Annotated in this window: 15 protein-coding genes; 10 read left to right on the top strand and 5 right to left on the bottom strand. The window is 69.6% G+C overall.

All coding sequences use genetic code 11. The annotated features are described in order from the left end of the window. Positions 1-24 precede the first annotated feature (24 nt). The 8 genes from ACIA5D_RS26255 (at position 25) to ACIA5D_RS26220 (ending at position 9,684) form a co-directional block, all read left to right on the top strand. Positions 25-1,413: an Hsp70 family protein gene (locus ACIA5D_RS26255; RefSeq protein ID WP_396032838.1), complete on the top strand. Its 1,389-nt coding sequence runs from the start codon at positions 25-27 to the stop codon at positions 1,411-1,413. Between the two features lie 55 nt (positions 1,414-1,468). Next, complete coding sequence (locus ACIA5D_RS26250; protein ID WP_396032837.1) at positions 1,469-2,410, top strand: TIGR03619 family F420-dependent LLM class oxidoreductase; 942 nt, start codon at positions 1,469-1,471, stop codon at positions 2,408-2,410. A gap of 564 nt (positions 2,411-2,974) precedes the next feature. Next, the gene (locus tag ACIA5D_RS26245) at positions 2,975-3,997 is read left to right on the top strand and encodes an ABC transporter permease (RefSeq protein WP_396032836.1); all 1,023 of its coding nucleotides are present in this window, start codon (positions 2,975-2,977) and stop codon (positions 3,995-3,997) included. A 32-nt stretch (positions 3,998-4,029) separates the two neighbouring features. Beyond that, on the top strand, positions 4,030-5,772 hold the full coding sequence (locus tag ACIA5D_RS26240) for an ABC transporter substrate-binding protein (RefSeq protein ID WP_396032835.1): 1,743 nt from the start codon (positions 4,030-4,032) through the stop codon (positions 5,770-5,772). 110 nt (positions 5,773-5,882) lie between these two features. Continuing rightward, positions 5,883-6,860 carry an ABC transporter permease gene (locus ACIA5D_RS26235; RefSeq protein ID WP_396032834.1) on the top strand — a complete coding sequence of 326 codons (978 nt, stop codon included), beginning with the start codon at positions 5,883-5,885 and terminating at the stop codon, positions 6,858-6,860. A gap of 44 nt (positions 6,861-6,904) precedes the next feature. Continuing rightward, on the top strand, positions 6,905-7,993 hold the full coding sequence (locus ACIA5D_RS26230; protein WP_396032833.1) for an ABC transporter ATP-binding protein: 1,089 nt from the start codon (positions 6,905-6,907) through the stop codon (positions 7,991-7,993). Between the two features lie 12 nt (positions 7,994-8,005). Further along, the gene (locus tag ACIA5D_RS26225; protein WP_396032832.1) at positions 8,006-9,061 is read left to right on the top strand and encodes an ABC transporter ATP-binding protein; all 1,056 of its coding nucleotides are present in this window, start codon (positions 8,006-8,008) and stop codon (positions 9,059-9,061) included. Further along, positions 9,061-9,684 (top strand): carbohydrate-binding protein, encoded by a 624-nt coding sequence (locus tag ACIA5D_RS26220; RefSeq protein WP_396032831.1) that lies wholly within the window; start codon positions 9,061-9,063, stop codon positions 9,682-9,684. The genes ACIA5D_RS26225 and ACIA5D_RS26220 overlap by 1 nt, the downstream gene beginning before the upstream one ends. Before the next feature lie 46 nt (positions 9,685-9,730). Here the strand turns inward: ACIA5D_RS26220 and ACIA5D_RS26215 are convergent, their stop codons facing one another. Then, positions 9,731-10,126: an Hsp20/alpha crystallin family protein gene (locus ACIA5D_RS26215; protein WP_396032829.1), complete on the bottom strand. Its 396-nt coding sequence runs from the start codon at positions 10,124-10,126 to the stop codon at positions 9,731-9,733. A 140-nt stretch (positions 10,127-10,266) separates the two neighbouring features. After that, positions 10,267-12,207, bottom strand: a complete 1,941-nt coding sequence (locus ACIA5D_RS26210; RefSeq protein ID WP_396032828.1) for a protease pro-enzyme activation domain-containing protein — start codon at positions 12,205-12,207, stop codon at positions 10,267-10,269. Positions 12,208-12,385: 178 nt separating this feature from the next. Here ACIA5D_RS26210 and dinB point away from each other — a divergent pair, with 178 nt between their 5' ends. Continuing rightward, positions 12,386-13,570, top strand: a complete 1,185-nt coding sequence (gene dinB / locus ACIA5D_RS26205) for a DNA polymerase IV (RefSeq protein WP_396032827.1) — start codon at positions 12,386-12,388, stop codon at positions 13,568-13,570. Here the strand turns inward: dinB and ACIA5D_RS26200 are convergent. Then, positions 13,539-14,501, bottom strand: a complete 963-nt coding sequence (locus ACIA5D_RS26200) for a hypothetical protein (RefSeq protein ID WP_396032826.1) — start codon at positions 14,499-14,501, stop codon at positions 13,539-13,541. The two genes, dinB and ACIA5D_RS26200, sit on opposite strands and share 32 nt — an antisense overlap. 51 nt (positions 14,502-14,552) lie before the next feature. Between ACIA5D_RS26200 and ACIA5D_RS26195 the strand changes: the two genes are divergently transcribed. Beyond that, positions 14,553-14,882: a CU044_2847 family protein gene (locus ACIA5D_RS26195; RefSeq protein WP_396032825.1), complete on the top strand. Its 330-nt coding sequence runs from the start codon at positions 14,553-14,555 to the stop codon at positions 14,880-14,882. On the opposite strand, the gene ACIA5D_RS26190 is transcribed toward ACIA5D_RS26195, so the two are convergent. After that, a complete protein-coding gene (locus tag ACIA5D_RS26190; RefSeq protein WP_396032824.1) occupies positions 14,863-15,909 on the bottom strand; it encodes a LacI family DNA-binding transcriptional regulator in 1,047 nt (348 codons plus the stop codon). The genes ACIA5D_RS26195 and ACIA5D_RS26190 overlap by 20 nt on opposite strands. A gap of 91 nt (positions 15,910-16,000) precedes the next feature. Beyond that, complete coding sequence (locus tag ACIA5D_RS26185) at positions 16,001-17,257, bottom strand: DUF1996 domain-containing protein (protein ID WP_396032823.1); 1,257 nt, start codon at positions 17,255-17,257, stop codon at positions 16,001-16,003. Between the last annotated feature and the right edge of the window lie 14 nt (positions 17,258-17,271).

The raw sequence follows: 17,271 nt of genomic DNA, 5'->3' as shown, positions 1-17,271 counted from the left end.
GACAGCTGGTCATAGGGGGCGGCCTTGACCGAGCAGACCTCCTACCACCCGGTCATCGGAATAGATCTCGGCACGACCTCCTGCACCATGTCCGTCTGGAACGGGAGCGAGCCGGTCGTCATCCCCGACCCGCTGCCCTCCGTCGTGGCGCAGAACGCCGCCGGACAGATCGTCGTCGGCCACCGGCCCGACGGCGACGCCCAGCCCGTGATCGCCGGCATCAAGCGCGAGCTCGGCAGCGACGAGCGCGTCCGCCTGCGGGGCCGCCAGTACCGCCCGCCCGAGATCTGCGCGTTCCTGCTGATCGAGCTGAAGCGGCAGGCCGAGGCGTTCCTGGACGGCCCGGTCCACGATGCCGTCATCACCGTCTCCGGCTCGGCCGGCGAGCCCCAGCGCCGCGCGATCCGCGAGGCGGCCGGCCTGGCCCAGCTCAACGTGCGCCGCCTGCTCGACGACCCGGTCGCGGCCGCCGTCGCTCTCGGCACCGACGACCGGGAGCGCACCTACGCCATCTACGACCTGGGCGGGGGCACCTTCGAGACCGCGATCGTGCGGATCAACGCCGAGGGCGTGGCGGTGCTCGGCGGCGCCGGCGACCCCCGGCTGGGCGGCGACGATTTCGACGAGCACATCACCGGGTACGCGTTGCGGCAGATCCGCGAGCGGCACCACGTCGACCTGAGCCGCGACGACGACGTCCGCACCCGCATCCGCCGCGAGGCCGAGCTGCGCAAATGCGAGCTCTCCACCGCCGACGCCACGGTCCTCGAGCTCCCGTTGCTGACCGCCACCGTGAGCGCGAACGTTCCCCTGTCCCGGCGGGTCTTCGAGGCGATGATCGAGCCCGACGTGACCAAGTCGCTCGGCCACCTCACGGCCGCCCTGGCCTTCGCCGAGGCCGAACACGGCATCGGCCGCGACGGCGTCGACCAGGTCGTGCTCGCCGGCTGCTCGACCCGCATCCCGGCCGTCCGCGAACGCCTGGCCGGCTACTTCAGTCTGGGCCCCGGCGACATCCGCACCGACCTCGAGCCGGGCCACCTCAACGCCCTGGGCGCCGGCCTGATCGCCCGCGAGTTCGAGCCCGCCGTCACCTTCGAGGGGTCCCGCCCCGGCCTGCTGGGCGCCAACCTCCGCCTGCGCGCCGAGATGGCCGACCCGAGCCCCGCCGTCCCGTCGCCGTCGCCCCTGGGCCCACCCGATCTGCTGCCGGGCGTCCCCGCCGAGACCCCGGCCGACTTCCGCGGCGTCGCCGACGCCGCCCACAGCATCCTGGCCCGCGACGGCGCCCGTCCCGCCCTGCGCGCCGCCTACCTGTCGTTCATCGCCGCCGTCCACGCCGCGGCGCCCGACGCCCGCCTGGCCGAGCTGGGCGCCCTCCTCACCAGCGAACTCGCCCGCGCCTCTTCGTGAGCCGCGGGGCACGCGGCGACTCCGCACGCTCAGGTGGGCGGATAACGTGGGGCACATGCTGATCAGCTGTGGTTTGCCGGTTTCGGGAGCATGGGCCCATCCCGCGTCGCTCGGGCGGTTTGCGAGGCGCGCCGAGGAGCTCGGCTATCACGGACTGTGGTCGTTCCAGCGGCTGCTCGTCGGGCGCGAGCAGCACCTGGCGCCGGTCTATCGGAGCGTGCTCGACCCGATCGTGGCGCTCGGGTACGCGGCCGCGTGCACGGAGCGCATCCGGCTCGGCGTGTCGGTGATCAATCTGCCGTACGTGTCGCCCGCCTATCTCGCGAAGCAGGCCGCGACCCTCGACGTGCTCTCCGGGGGACGCCACGACCTGGGGCTGGGCACGGGCTGGTCGGAGCCCGAGTTCCGGGCGACCGGCTCGCGCCCCGATCCGCGCGGCCGGCGCGTCGAGGAGTACCTGGCGGTCCTGCACGCCCTCTGGAACGACGAGGTGGCCGCCTTCGAGGGTGAGCTCTACCAGCTGCCGCCGAGCACGATGGCCCCCCGGCCGGTCCAGCCCGGCGGTCCACCGGTGCTGCTCGGCGGGCTCGCGGACGCGGCGCTGCGGCGCGCGGGCCGGATCTCCGCGGGGTGGGTGACCAGCAGCCGGACCAGCCTGGACGACGTCACGCGCGGCGTGCAGATCGTGCGGCGGGCCGCCGAGGAGGCCGGGCGCGACCCCGACCTGGTGCGCATCGTGGTGCGCGGGAACGTGCAGGCCGGCCGCCGCGACGACGCGATGCCGCTGTCGGGGGACTGGGAGCAGATCCGCGGCGGCGCCCAGCTGTACGCCGAGGCGGGGGTGACCGAGCTGTTCTACGACCTGAACTGGGATCCGCTGATCGGCGGGCCGGACGCCGACCCCCTCGCCGCGGGGGAGCGGGCCGAGGAGATCATCACCGCCCTGGCGCCCGCCGGCGAATCCCCGTCGGGAGAGCAGAGCGTGACGTTGGGATGACGGCCGTCGAACTCCGCTAATGGCCGGGAATGGCGTCGCAATCGTAATCGGAATGGCGCGGGCGCCGACTTCGCGGAGTAACGGAGATCAACACGGAACCGTGCCTCGGCGGGCCCTCGCGCCGTCGATCCGGCCCCCTCCCCGGCGATCGGCCGTAGATCTTCCGTGTGGGAGCGCTTACTGCCGCAGGATCCGACGGTCGCACCCTCCCATGATCGACATCACGGTGAAACCAGGGCGAAACAGCGAGCCGCAATCGTCGGATCGGGACTTCGATGACTTTGCGCAACAGTACGATTGCCCTTTGAGTTGTGATTTCGGACATACCACCTGGTCTTGATCGTCAAGATGCACGGTTTGTCTGCTCAAGTACGTATTCGTGCCCTGCTAGAGGGACGGGCGATGTGATCCGGGTGACGAGCGGCTTTCAGCGGGCTGTTATTCATTCGATGCGTCAACTCATTTCCTACGAGCCAGTTCCGGACTACCTTCCCAACCGCAGCATCCGAATACCTCTCACGCACGACGCATGTGAGGGTGTGTCGTTCATGGAGGTGATTGAGCGTGGAACCGCTGATCGAAGAGGCGGCCGTCGACCGTGCGGGCGCCCCCATCGACGCGATGACCGCGCCCACAGGCCAAGCCAGAAAGGTCGAGACCCGGCGTAAGTCGCCGACTCAGATCGCCCTCGCGCGCCTGCGCAAGGACCGGCTCGCGATGATCTGCCTGGGCATCTTCATCTTCTTCCTCGCGATCGCGGTGTTCGCACCGCTGCTCGCCAAGCTCGAGGGTCAGGACACCACGACCCTCCACCAGGACCTGCTCGACCAGTACGGCCTGCCGACGATCGCGGCGAACAAGGACCACTGGTTCGGCATCGAGCCCCGCCTCGGGCGCGACCTGTTCGCCCGCTTCGTCTACGGCGCCCGGCCGTCACTGATCGTGGCCGTCTCGGTCACCGTGATCACCGGTGTGGTCGGCGTGATCATGGGTCTGCTCGCCGGCTTCCTCGGCGGCTGGGCCGACCGGATCATCTCGTGGATCATCGACTTCGTCCTGAGCCTGCCCTACCTGCTCTTCGCGATCGCCGTCCCGGCCGTGCTGCTCACGATCTTCGTGGGCGATGCCACCCAGGCGGGCACGAGCGACGTGACCAAGGCGCGCTTCGCCTCACTGATCCTGGTGCTCTCGTTCTTCGGCTGGGCGAGCCTGGCCCGCTTGATCCGCGGCGAGGTCTTCTCGCTGCGCGAGCGCGAGTTCATCGCCGCCGCCAAGGTGCTCGGGGTGCCCACCCGCAAGGTCTTGTTCAAGGAACTGCTGCCAAACCTGGTGGCGCCGATCATCATCTCCACTTCGCTGGCACTGCCGACCTACATCGTCGCCGAGGCGGGTCTGACCTTCCTCGGCGTGGGTCTGGTGGAGCCGACCCCGTCGTGGGGGCTCACGATCGCCTACGCGACGACCTACTACCGGGCCGACCCGCTCTACCTGTGGCTGCCCGTCCTGGCGATCAGCATCCTGGTGCTGGCGCTGAGCCTCCTCGGTGACTCGATCCGAGACGCTTTTGATCCCCGCACCCGACGGTGACCCCGTCGACGCCCTGTAAAGAAAGAGGAGAAATGGCAAGGCGCTTCAAGGTGGCCGTAGCGGCGACAGCCGCCGTGGCCCTCGGGCTGTCGGGCTGTGGCAGCCCGTCGTCCAAGAGTGATACGGGTAAGGCCGATACCGGCAAGATCTCGGCGCAGCAGAGCGCGACCGACCCCAACGCCAAGGGCCCGGCGCCCGAGGCGGCCGGCGTGCACAAGGGCGGCACGATCACGATCTACGCCCAGTCGACGCCGTCGACCTTCGACCCCACCGACACGTACTACACCGACTCGAACGAGATCGAGAAGCTGACCTTCCGTACCCCGACGCAGTACGCGATCCGGAACGGCCAGCCGGTCCTCGTCCCCGACCTCACCGACCTCGGTACGGTCTCGGCGGACAAGCTGACCTGGACCTTCAAGATGACGGGCGCCTTCAAGTACGAGGACGGCACCGACGTCAAGGTCGACGACCTCGCGTACGCGATCAAGCGCTCCTTCGCGCACGACGTCTTCCCGAACGGCCCGGCCTACCAGCTCGGCTACTTCAAGGACGGCGACAAGTACAAGGGCCCGTACACCGACGGCGACACCTTCGCCGGTGTGGAGACCCAGGGCACCGACACCCTGATCATCCACCTGGCCAAGGCGTTCTCCGACCTGCCGTTCTACATGACCTTCCCGATGTTCACGCCGATCCCGAAGGCGAAGGACACGAAGCAGGACTACAAGAACCACCCGCTGTCGACCGGTCCGTACATGTTCGACCAGTACGTCGCCGGCACCTCGCTGACCCTGAAGAAGAACCCGAACTGGGACCCCAACACCGACCCCGTGCGCCACGCGTACGCGGACGCGTGGAGCTTCAAGTGGGGCGGCGAGATCGTCTCGACCCAGCAGAAGGTCCTCAACAGCAGCGGCGACGACGCCAGCGCGCTGCAGTACGAGGAGATCGACGCCTCGCTGATCCCGCAGCTGACCGGCGACAAGGCCAACCAGCTGATCAAGGGTGAGAGCCCCTGCCTCTATGTCCTGAACATCGACACCCGCAAGATCACGGACATCAACGTCCGTAAGGCGATCGCCAAGGCGATGCCGTGGGACGCGCTGTCCAAGGCCAACGGCAACAACGACTACACCGCCGAGGCTGCCAGCACGTTCCTCCCGCCGGGTGTTCCGGGCCACACCAAGTACACCCCGTTCCCCGACCTCACCGGCACGGGCGCCGGTGACCCCGCGGGCGCCAAGGCGCTGCTGACCACGGCCGGCAAGGTCGGCTTCGAGGTCAGCTGGTACTACGACAACACCAAGCCGCTGCCGCAGCAGATCTCGAACATCCGGGCCGACGCCCTCACCAAGGCCGGCTTCAAGGTCAAGGCGATCGGTGTGGCCACGGCCGACCTGCGCGCCAAGATCTCGGATTACAGCGCCCCGGTGAACCTGGCGCAGGGTCCGCGCGGCTGGTGCTCCGACTGGCCGACCGGAACCTCGTGGCTGCCGGTGCTGTTCGAGACCCACTCGATCGCCGACGGCATCAGCTGGGGCTTCCTGCAGGACGCCGCCATCGACAAGAAGATCGAGGACGTCGCGGCCCTGCCGACCGACGAGGCCACGGGCAAGTGGGCCGCGCTGGACCAGGAGCTCATGGGCCAGTACGTCGCGCTGCCGTGGTACTACACCAAGATGGCCGTCATCGCCGGTAGCAACGTCGGTGGCGCCGTTGGCGACGCGACCGTGGGCATGCCGTTCTTCCCGGACATGTTCCTGAAGAGCTGACCTAGGTCAGTTCGTCCGGTGGCTCGGCCGCTTCGGCGGCCGGGCCACCGGTAACGCCTACCCTCGTTCGCCCAAGCAACCCGCTTCCAACATCTCCAGAGGTGCTCGTCGTGCTGCTGTACATCCTGCGACGCGTGATCAGCGCGATCTCGGTCGTGATAGTCACAGTGGTGGCCAGCTTCTTGCTGTTCTTCGTCGCGCCGACCGACCCGGCCGGTGTCATCTGCGGCCCGCGGTGCACCCCGGAACGGCTGCAGAACATCACCGACAGCCTGGGCCTGGATGACCCGGTGGCCAGCCAGATCACCGCCTACTTCAAGGGCATCGTCGTCGGCCGCGACTACACCACCGGTGGCGTCACGCGGCACTGCGACGCCCCCTGTCTCGGCTACTCCTACGTTCTCGGCGTGCCCGTCACCGACCTGCTCGCCCAGGCCGTCCCGGTCACCCTCTCGATCGTCATCGGCGGCGCCACGATCTATCTGGTCTTCGGCGTCCTGATCGGCACGACCGCGGCCAGACTCAGGGGAACGACCCTCGACCGCGTGGCCGTCGGCGGCTCGCTGGTCCTCGGCTCGGTCCCGTACTTCATCGTCGCCCTGGTCATCGCGCTCTATGCCACGTTCCTGCCCAAGACGCAGTACACGCCGTTCTTCACGAATCCGGTCGCCTGGGCCAGCGGTCTGCTCGCGGCTTGGCTCTGTCTCGGCCTGACCAACTCCGCCTCGTACACGAGGTACTCGCGTGCGTCCATGATCGAGGCTCTCGGGCAGGACTACACGCGCACCGCCCGGTCCAAGGGCATCTCGGAACGACGCGTGGTCTACCGGCACGGGCTGCGGGCCGCCATGACCCCGGTCATCACGATCTTCGGCGTCGACGTCGCGTTCCAGCTGGTCAACACGATCTTCACCGAGCGCATCTTCCAGCTGCCGGGCCTCGGCCTGCGCCTGCTCAACGCGTTCAACCAGTACGACCTGCCGGTGCTGATGGGCGGCGTCGTGGTCGGCGCCACGGTCCTGGTAGTCATGAACCTGGCCGTCGACATCCTCTACACCGTCCTCGACCCCCGGGTGCGGCTCGGATGAGCGACACCGACCCGGCCACCACCTCAGTCTCGCAAGGCGGCAACATGACCGATCAGACTGTCCGTGCCCCGCAGACGGTCACCCGCACGCCCCGCACCCGCCGCGAGGGCGAGGAGGCGTATCTCGAGGTCGCCGACCTGCACGTGCAGTTCCCCACCGCGGACGGCAAGGTGCAGGCGGTCCAGGGCCTGAGCTACTCGCTGCCGCTCGGGCGCACGCTGGCGATCGTGGGCGAGTCCGGCTCCGGCAAGAGCGTCTCCAGCATGGCGATCATGGGCCTGCACGACCGCAAGTCGACCTGGATCTCCGGGTCGATCAAGGTCGGCGGCAAGGAGGTCGTCGGCATGTCGGAGAAGGAGCTGATGAGTTTCCGTGGCGCCGACGCCGCGATGATCTTCCAGGACCCGCAGTCGTCGCTGCACCCGTTCTTCACGATCGGCGACCAGATCACCGAGTCGTACCGGGCGCACAACAGCGTCTCGAGGAGGGCCGCGAAGGCACGCGCCGTCGACATGCTCGGCCGGGTCGGCATCCCCAACCCGACGCGCCGCGTCAACCAGTACCCGCACGAGTTCTCGGGCGGCATGCGGCAGCGCGCGATGATCGCGATGGCGCTGGTCAACGACCCCAAGCTCCTGATCGCCGACGAGCCCACCACGGCGCTCGACGTGACCGTGCAGGCGCAGATCCTCGACCTCATCGCCGACCTCCAGCGCGACTTCGGCTCGGCGGTCGTCTTCATCACCCACGACCTCGGCGTGGTGGCCGAGATCGCCGACGACATCCTGGTCATGTACGCCGGCAACGCGGTCGAGCACGGCCCGGTCGACAAGATCCTCGGCACACCGCTGCACCCGTACAGCTGGGGCCTGCTCGAGAGCATCCCGGCGGTCTCCGGCACGCCCGGCCCGCTGCACCCGATCCCCGGTTCTCCGCCGAGCCTGCTCGCCATGCCCACCGGCTGCGCGTTCCACCCGCGGTGCGAGTTCCGCGAGCGGGTGGGCGGCGACCTGTGCCGGACCCTCAAGCCCGAGCTGATCCCGCGGACCGCGGACCAGGGCCGCACCTCCCGGTGCCACCTGAAGGAACCCGACAAGGTGTTCGAGACCGAAGTCCTGCCCCGGCTGCCGTAAGAGGAACCACTGATGACCGCTCCTGCCAGCACCAAGTCGGGCGTCCCCGTGGTGGAGGGCTCCCCTCTTCTCGAGCTCGACGACGTGAAGATGCACTTCCGGACGAAGGGCGACGGCCTTCTGGCCCGCGGCACCAAGTGGGTGCAGGCCGTCGACGGGGTCAGCCTGACCGTGCATTCCGGCGAGACGCTGGGCCTGGTCGGCGAGTCCGGCTGTGGCAAGTCCACCACCGCCCGGCTGATCACCCGGCTGCTCGAGCCGACCGCCGGCGCGATCAAGTACCAGGGCGTGGACATCGCGCACATGTCCGAGCGGCAGCTCCGGCCGTACCGGCGGGAGATCCAGCTGATCTTCCAGGACCCCTACTCGTCGCTGAACCCGCGGCACACGGTCGGCACGATCGTCGGCACCGCGCTGCGCACCCACGGCATGGTTCCCAAGGCCGGCGAGCTGAGCCGGGTGCAGGAACTGCTCGAGGTCGTGGGCCTCAACCCGGAGCACTACAACCGCTACCCGCACGAGTTCTCGGGCGGTCAGCGGCAGCGCATCGGCATCGCCCGCGCGCTCGCCGCCCGGCCCAAGATCATCGTGGCGGACGAGCCGGTCTCGGCGCTCGACGTGTCCATCCAGGCCCAGGTCATGAACCTGCTGGAGAACCTCCGCAAAGAGCTGGGCATCGCGTTCGTCTTCATCGCCCACGACCTCGGCGTGGTGCGGCACTTCTGCGACCGGGTCGCGGTCATGTACCTCGGCCGGGTGGTCGAGGAGGCGCCGCGGGACGCGCTGTACGAGAAGCCGCAGCACCCGTACACGCAAGCGTTGCTCTCCGCGGTGCCGGACATCGCCGTGGTCCGCGGCGTGCCGCCGAAGCAGCGGATCCGCCTGGTGGGCGACGTGCCCAGCCCGATCGACCCGCCGTCGGGCTGCCGCTTCCGTACCCGTTGCTGGAAGGCGCAGGACATCTGCACCACCCAAGACCCGGCACTCGAAGAGAAGGCCCCCGACCAGACGGTGGCCTGTCACTTCGCCGAGCCGCCGGTCGAGTCGATCGTCGCCGAAGTGGTCTAGTGGTCGCTCCGCCGAATCCGTCCGTCTATCGCACCCGGGCCTACCGCACTCGCCAGCGCGTCCTCATCGCGCTGGCGGCGGTGGGCCTGGTCCTCGTGGGCTACCTGATCGGGCGCTGGCAGGACACCCCGGCGGCGCCCGCGGCGGCTCCGGCGCCGGTCTCGTCGGCGTCGTCCCCCGCGGCGCAGCCGGCATCCGAGACGCCGACGAGCGCGCCGCCGGAGCCCACGGTCTACAGCAAGCTCGAGGCCGAGAACGCCACCCTCAACGGCATCGACCCGCAGGACACCGAGGACGAGGGCGGCGGCAAGAACGTCGGCTGGATCGCCAACGGCGACTCCATGCGCTTCGACAACGTCGACTTCGGCCCGGTGCCGGCCACCAAACTGGACGTGCGGGTGGCGTCCGAGGCCGAGGACGGGCGGATGGACGTACGCCTGGACGCGCCGGACGCGACACCGGTCGGCACGCTGCGGGTGACCCGCACGGGCGGATGGCAGAGCTGGCGAACGGACGAGGTCACGCTCACTCCGGTCACCGGCACGCACACGGTCTACCTGACTTTCGCCCGCGACGACGGCGGCGACTTCCTCAACATCAACTGGCTGCTGTTCGTCCACTGACGAGGAAAGCCGCGCTCTCACGCGGCTTTCGGGTATGTCAGGTACGTCAGGCAGCGATCTCGATCTTGCGCGGCGCGGCCTTCTCCTTGACCGGAATGCTCAGCGTGAGCACCCCGTTCTCGTGCTTGGCCTCGAGCCGGTCGGTGTCCAGGGTCTCCGAGAGGAACACCTGGCGGCTGACCGTGCCGACCGGCCGCTCGGCCACGACGTACTTCACGTTCTCGCCCTCGACGCGCTTGCGCTCGGCGCGGACGGTCAGGACCTTGCGGTCCACGGTGATGTCGATGCCGGCCGGGTCGACGCCGGGCAGGTCGATGTCGATGTGGAAGGTGTCGTCGATCCGGTACGCGTCGAGCCGCGCGCCGGTGTTGCGGGACGACGAGTCGAACACGCGCGCCGTGAGCCGATCGAGGTCGCGGGCGGTGGCGCCAGTGAGCAACATGGGTGGTTCCTCCAGCTATCAAAGTTGAGCGGGGTGGGCTCAACCTCCGGTTTCAACCGAGATTCTCGCCGTGGAATTCCCCGGACATGCGTGTGGGGCGGGCCATCGTGGCCCGCCCCACACCTTTCAAGAACGAAGTACTACTTGAAGAACGCCGGCCCCGGCACACCCACGCCGGTCTCCGCGTCATAGCCCCGCGTGCTGTGGATCGTCGTGGTCTGCACGTCGATCGTCTGCAGCTGGAACTTCCGGCCGTCGGCCGCGTCCACCCCGTTCACGAAGTTGGCGCGAGCCTGCAGTACCGGCGTCCTGGGCGCCACGATGTCGGTGATCTTGTTGGAGTTCAACGCCCGGTAGTACGCCGGGTTGGCGAAGCCGACCAGGTGGCGCTGCTTCTGGCTCTGCACCGCCTGCAGGCCCGCCAGGAGCGGCGAGGCCAGGCTCGTGCCGCCGATGCGGTACTCGTCGTAGTAGGTCCCGTCGGGGAACTCCTGGGTCTGGCCCACCCGGAAGCCGGTATTGGGATCGCCCGGCATCGAGATGTCCGGCACCGTGCGCATCCGGGTCGATCCGAAGTACTTCGAGATGGCGTCGGGCACGACGCCGCGCTGGTAGAACGGCTGCCCGAACAGGATGCTCGTGCCGCCGCCACCGCCCGAGGAGTACACCGGGTCGCCCCACGACTTGCCGTCGGCCGAGAGCGCCGAGTACGCGCTCTGCCAGCCGTGCTCCCACACCCGCTTGCCGTGCTTGTCGATGCCGACGCTGGTGCCGCCGACGCCGGTCACGTACGGCAGGTCGGCCGGGAAGTCGACCGTCTTGAGCTCGGGGTGCGTGCCGCCCTGGGTCTCGTCGCCGGCGTCGCCGCTGGAGAAGTCCACGGTGATGCCGGTCAGCGCGGCCTCGAGCGAGAACTGCGAGTAGAAGTCGACCGCCTCCTGGCCGAGGTCCGCCACCGAGTCGGTGCCGCTGCCCCACGAGTTGGTGACGATGTCGGCGACGTGGTTGTCGATCGTCGCGGCCCACGCCTCGTCGAGGCCGGCCGCGCAGTCCGACGCGCCGACGTAGACGATCCGCGCGCCCGGGGCCATCGAGTGCACGGCCTCGACGTCGAGCGTCTCCTCGCCGTACCAGCCGGCACCGCCGCACTCGTCGATCAGCTGGTAGCCGTCGGGCGCGGGGGTGATCTGGGTGAACTGGTGCCGCCCGAAGGCCGGGAGGCCGTGCTTGCGCGAGTACGTCGCGATGTCGCTCGCGATGGTCGGCGAGGCGAACGCGTCGGTGACGGCGACGGTGACGCCCCGGCCGTCGACGCCGCGCTTGATCAGATCGCTGACGCCGTACGCCGACTGGTACTGCTTCGGCTCGTAGCCGCGGACCACGTACGGCTGCTTCTTGCCGTTCGCGGCCGGCAGCGTGGTTGCGGTCTTCTCGCCGTAGTAGGCCGACGACGGCGTGCCCGGGCGGAAGCCGGCGTCCGGGCCCGGCAGTGTGTCGCCCGGGGTCTTGAGCGCCTGGCCCTGGTCGAGGCCCAGCACGCCGGACAGGACGCCGATCACCGAGGACGGGGTGTTCTCGGGCAAGGAGAGCGCGGTGCTGTTCGCGTGCACCGTCTTGCCCTGGTAGACGTAGTTCTTCAGGGTCGTGCCGAAGACCTTGTTGATCTGGGCGGTGCTGCCGGACGCCTCGACGTACATGCCGCCGAGCGTGTCGCGCAGCCCGAAGCCCTGACCCGTCAGCCACGCGCGCACGGCGTCGACATCGGACTGAGCCGGCGCGTACCGCTGCTTGAACTGGCTGGTGGTCAGCCATTTGCCGTAGGAAGCGCTCGCCGGGTCGGAGATCGAGGCGAGGGTGGCCTCGGCGGCCGCGGCGTCGCGCAGGTTGAGCAGGATGCCGAACTGGATCTTGTCAGCGGCGGCGGGGGCGCCACCGGTGGCCCGCGCCCGGGTCAGCCATCGCGGCTGGCTCCCGGAGAGGACGTGCCGTCCGGGACGGGCCGCGGCGGTGGCCGGGCCGGCCCCGAGGACCGAGGCGGCGGCGGTGCCGAGTGCGACAACCAGCGCCAGGCGCGACCTCATGGTGGATCTGATCACTTTGCCTCCACATTAAGTGGCCAGTGAAGTGGATGAACGTCCCCACATAACGCCGGTCGATGTTCGGCGGTCAATACTCTCCAGATAAATTCTTCGATCTTTTGTGCTGTCTAGACGAACGTCTCCGCAGCTAGGCTGGCCTGTGTCGTACAGGTGTCCTAAGATGCGGAGCGTGACGATCCTGCATGCCGACCTCGACGCTTTCTACGCGTCGGTCGAGCAGCGCGACGATTCCGCGCTGCGCGGGCGGCCGGTGCTCGTCGGCATGGGGGTGGTGCTCGCGGCGAGCTACGAGGCGAAGGCGGCGGGCGTCCGCACACCGATGGGGCTGACCCAGGCCCGGGCGCTCTGCCCGCGCGCCGTCGTGGTTCCGCCCCGCATGCACGCGTACACGGAAGCCAGCCGGGCCGTGTTCGACATCTTCCGCGACACCACCCCGCTCGTGGAGGGCATCTCCATCGACGAGGCCTTCCTCGACGTCACCGGGCTGTACAAGATTCACGGCCCCGCCCGCGAGATCGCGGCCCGGCTGCGCGCCGACGTCCGCTCCCGCGTCGGCCTGCCGATCACGGTCGGCATCGCCGGAACCAAATTCCTGGCCAAGGTCGCCAGCGGTGTCGGAAAGCCGGACGGCCTGCTCGAGGTGTTGCCCGGCAAGGAGCTCGAGTTCCTGCACCCGCTGCCGATCGAGCGCCTGTGGGGCGTCGGCCCGGTCACCTCGGGCAAGCTCCGCAAGCACCAGATCACCACGGTCGGCCACGTGGCCCGCCTCGGCGAGGCCACCCTGGTCAGCCTGCTCGGCGCCCACCACGGCCGCCACCTGCACGCCCTCGCGCACAACCGCGACCCCCGGCGCGTACGGGTCGGGCACCGCCGCGGCTCGATCGGCAGCCAATGCGCCCTCGGCCGCCGCCCGCGCCCGTTCACCGAGATCGATGCGACGCTGGCGGCCCTGGTCGACCGCGTGACCCGCCGCATGCGCAACGCCCACCGCGCCGGCCGCACCGTGACCCTGCGCCTGCGCTTCGACGACTTCGGCCGCGCCACCCGCTCCCGCAGCCTGCTGAAATCCACCATGCAGACCCGGGCCATCCTCGACACGGCCCGCGCCCTGCTGCTCGAGGCCCGCCCCCTGATCGAGACGCGAGGCCTGACCCTGGTCGGCGTGGCGGTGAGCAACCTCGACAGCGAGGGCAACGTCCAGCCCTCGCTCTTCGACGAGATCACCGACGACCGCCTCGACGTGGCGATGGACGCGGTTCGCGACCGCTTCGGCTCGAAGTTGCTGACCCGGGCCGCCACCCTGGGCCGCGACCTCAACCCGTCGGTCCCGATCCTCCCGGACTAGTTCTCTCGTACCAGTCGAGCACCCGCTGTGCCCGCAAGGTGTTCCAGCGGCTCGGCTTGCCGTCGCCCTCGTCGAGCGGGAAGTAGACGTCGCCGCGGTGGGTGTTCTCCAGTGGCCACGCGCCGTCCGGCTGCTGCTTGGCGCGCACGATGTCGATCGCCTCGGTCACCCGCGGGTCCGGCGCCTCGCCCACCTCGCGGAAATACTCCAGCGCCCGCAGCATGTCGTAGTGCCAGCGCGGCGGGAACGAGATCTGCAGGTACGCCGGGTTGACGACCTCGCCCGTGCTGCGCCGGCGGAGCAGGCCCCTCGACAGCAGGTACTCCTCGGCGCGGCGGCGGGCTGCGATCGATTCCCGCGTGCCGCCGGTCGCCCGCTCGTGGGCCAGCAGCCCCTCCATCACGTTGATCGTGGTGTCGAACGAGGAGCGCACCGAGCCGTTCTCGGCCTCACAGTTCCACCCGCCGTCGTCGAGCTGCTCCGAGACGAGCCGCGCCACGAGCGCGTCGACGTTCTCGCCGAAGTAGACGCCGAGACCGACCGTGCGCCCGTTGATGCAGGGCTCGACCTCGCCCGCGAAGAACGGCAGATCGTCGTACTCCCAACGGCAGTTGTCCTTGACCTTGGCCACCGCCCGGCGGACGCGCTCGTCGCCCGGATCGACCCCGAAGATCCGCAGCGTGGTGAGGGTGGGCTCGGTGGCGGTCCAGGGCTGGCCGTTCTCGATGCTGGTCGTGCCCGCCGGGAAGAGCGCGCCGCCGGCCCACCGCCCGTCCTCGCCCTGCAGCGCCAGCAGGCGCGCGCCCCACCCCTCGCCGGCGACCCGCGCGCGTTCCGTGGCCACCACCTCGCCGGGCGCGCCCGTGAGATCGCGCAAGACCTGCCAGCGGATCGCCGGGTCGCCTTCAAGCAGCCATTCCAGGACGGTCATCGGCCGAGCCTAGAGGGCGGCCGCGCGCCACGGACTTGTACGCTGATGGTCATGACGTCACAGGTCGTCACGTACTCCGTGGACGATGTAGCGGTCTCCTTCGAAATCCAGCCGGTCGACGGCTTCGTGCCCGCCACCTCGGCCGAGGAAGTGATCGGCCGGGTCCGTACCGCCATGGCCCCCGCGGTGGCCGCGGCGCGCGCCGTGCTCGACCAGGTCAAGGAGATGTCCCCCGACCGGGTGGAGGTGAAGTTCGGCATCAAGGTCACCGGCACCGCCAACTGGCTGGTCGCGAAGGCCGCCACCGAGGGCAACTTCGAGGTGACCCTGGCCTGGGATCCTCAACCGGCGGTCGGCCCGGCTACGCGGAATCCCGGATGACCAGGGTCGGCTGGAAGGTCACCGATCGCGGCAGCCGTCCCGGGCTGGCGATGTGCGCCAGCAGCACCTCGGCCATCTCCGCCGCCATCTCCTCCACCGGCTGCCGCACGGTGGTGAGCAGCGGCCGGCAGTCCAGGGCCGCGCTGCTGTCGTCGAAGCCGACCACCGCCACATCGGACGGCACCCGGCGTCCCAGGTCCTGAACGGTCCGCAGCGCCCCCTCGGCCATCAGGTCGTTTCCCACGAACAGGCCGTCGATGTCGGGGTGCTCGGCGAGCAACCGCCGTGCCGCCACCTCGCCGCCCGAGCGGGTGAAATCGCCCTCGATCATCGGCACCGACGTGAAGCCGCGCGACCTCAGGTAGTCGCGGAATCCCTCGAGCCGGTCGAGCCCGGACGGGATGTCCAACGGCCCGCTGATCGTCGCCGGCCGCTGACACCCGCGGCTCAGCAGGTGGTCCGCCGCCAGCCGCGCGCCCAGGCGCTGGTCGACGTCGACGTAGCTCACCGCGATCGGTGAGGTGGGCCGCGCCGACACCACGGCCGGGATGCCGAGCTCGTGCACCTGTCGTGGCAGGGTGTCCTGCTCGTGGCTGCTGATCAGCAGCACCCCGTCGACGTGCCCCTGGCGCAGGTAGCGGACCACCTGGTGATGGTCGGAGGAGTCGGTGGGGATGACGACCAGATGGATGTCGTGCGGGCGCAGCGCGCTCGTCGCGCCGGCGGTGATGCGGCCGAAGTACGGATCCGTGAAGATCCGGTTCAGGAACGAGTTGTTGTCGGGCCGGTCCGGCTCGCTGATCACCAGCGCCACCGAGTTGGAGCGGCGGGTGACCAGGCTGCGGGCGGCGACGTTCGGGACGTACCCGGTCTGGGCGATCGCCCGCTCGACCATCTCGCGGATCTTGGCGTCGACACTGGGGGCGCCGTTGATGACGCGGGAGACGGTGGCCCGGGAGACGCCTGCGGCCTCGGCCACCTGGTCCATCGTCGGATGCTGGCCACCGCGGGCGGGCCGGGAACTCATGCGGTCTGTTATAGCACCGTGCGGGAACGCCTGGAGAGCGCTCTCACGGCGTGAGGCGCCGCCGTCACCCGCGGCGACGCCCCTGCTCATCTCAGGGCCGTCCGTCCGCGCCGCACTTGACGATGATGCGGATGCAGTTGGTGACCCGCCGCGCCATCTCGTCGGCCGGCCACGCGTTGAAGAAATCGCCGTGCATCGTGTAGCCGGGCCCGGACGCCAGTCGGAAGCTGGCCGGGTTGCCGTTGACCGGGTAGCGCATGACCTGCCGCAGCTTCGGCACCACGACCGGGTGGGTGGCCGGGCAGGCGTTGTTCACCGGGTAGGCCATGTGGCTCTTGTGATCGGCCGAGTCCAGGTGAACGCCGTCCCAGCAGTGCGGGAAGTCCAGGTACGACTCCAGCATCGAGCCGGCCGGGCAGGTGACGAAGTTCGTCGACGGGTTGACCTCGCCGGCGCCCAGGCACGACCAGCGCGCGATCGTGTTGTCGCCCGGACCGGTCGCCTTGGCGTTGCCGGCGACGATCCGCAGGCCGAGCGGCAGGGGCTGGGTCTGCGCGATCAGGGCGTCGCTCACGCCCTCGCCGAGGTAGTAGAAGACGCCGGTGGTCGGCTCGACCGGGACGTCGTTGTTGTAGAAGGTCGGAATCCAGTAGGCCGACTTGTCGATCGACGGGTTGCAGTTGCTGTTCGCGTTGAGCAGCGTGTCGACCGTCGAGTAGGCGTTTGCCCCGACACTTCCGAAGAAGCTGTGCATGTGTGAGGCGCCGGGCAGGCCCGGGAAGATGATCGGATCGTCGGGCAGCCGGTGACTCGCCGGGCAGTCAGCGAGGAACTCAGCCACTCGCACGGCGCCCGGTGGGATGGTCGGCGTCCCCGCAGACCCGCCACTGCCGAATACCTGGAACTCATTGAGCGACACGCCCCACTGCGTGGCGCGGGCAGTGGTCTCCAACCGGACATATCGCCCCGAGCCGCTGACCGTCAGAGTCTGGCGACCGCCGGCCCCGGAGGTGGTTGAGTAGAGGTTGCTCCACGAGCTCCCGTTGGACGAGACCTTGACGCTGAAGCTCCGGGCGTACGCCGCCTCCCAGTCGATCAGCACCGAGGTGACGGTCGCGGTGGCGCCGAGGTCGACCTGGAGCCACTGTGGATCGCTGAACGCGCTCGACCAGCGCGTCCCGAAGTTGCCGTCCACGGCGTTGGAGGCCGGAAACGCCCCCGACTCGGTGGACGAGGCCGTAGCGGCCTTGCCCTGTGAGATCAGAGTGTCGGCCGCGGAGGCGGAGGTGGTGGGGATGATCAGAATAGCGGCGGCAGCCAGCACCACCGCTGCGACAAGCTTTCGCATCGGTGTAGCCCTTC

The sequence above is a fragment of the Actinoplanes sp. NPDC051513 genome (assembly GCF_044454685.1).
Taxonomy (GTDB): domain Bacteria; phylum Actinomycetota; class Actinomycetes; order Mycobacteriales; family Micromonosporaceae; genus Actinoplanes.
This window is presented reverse-complemented; position numbering and strand designations above follow the sequence as displayed.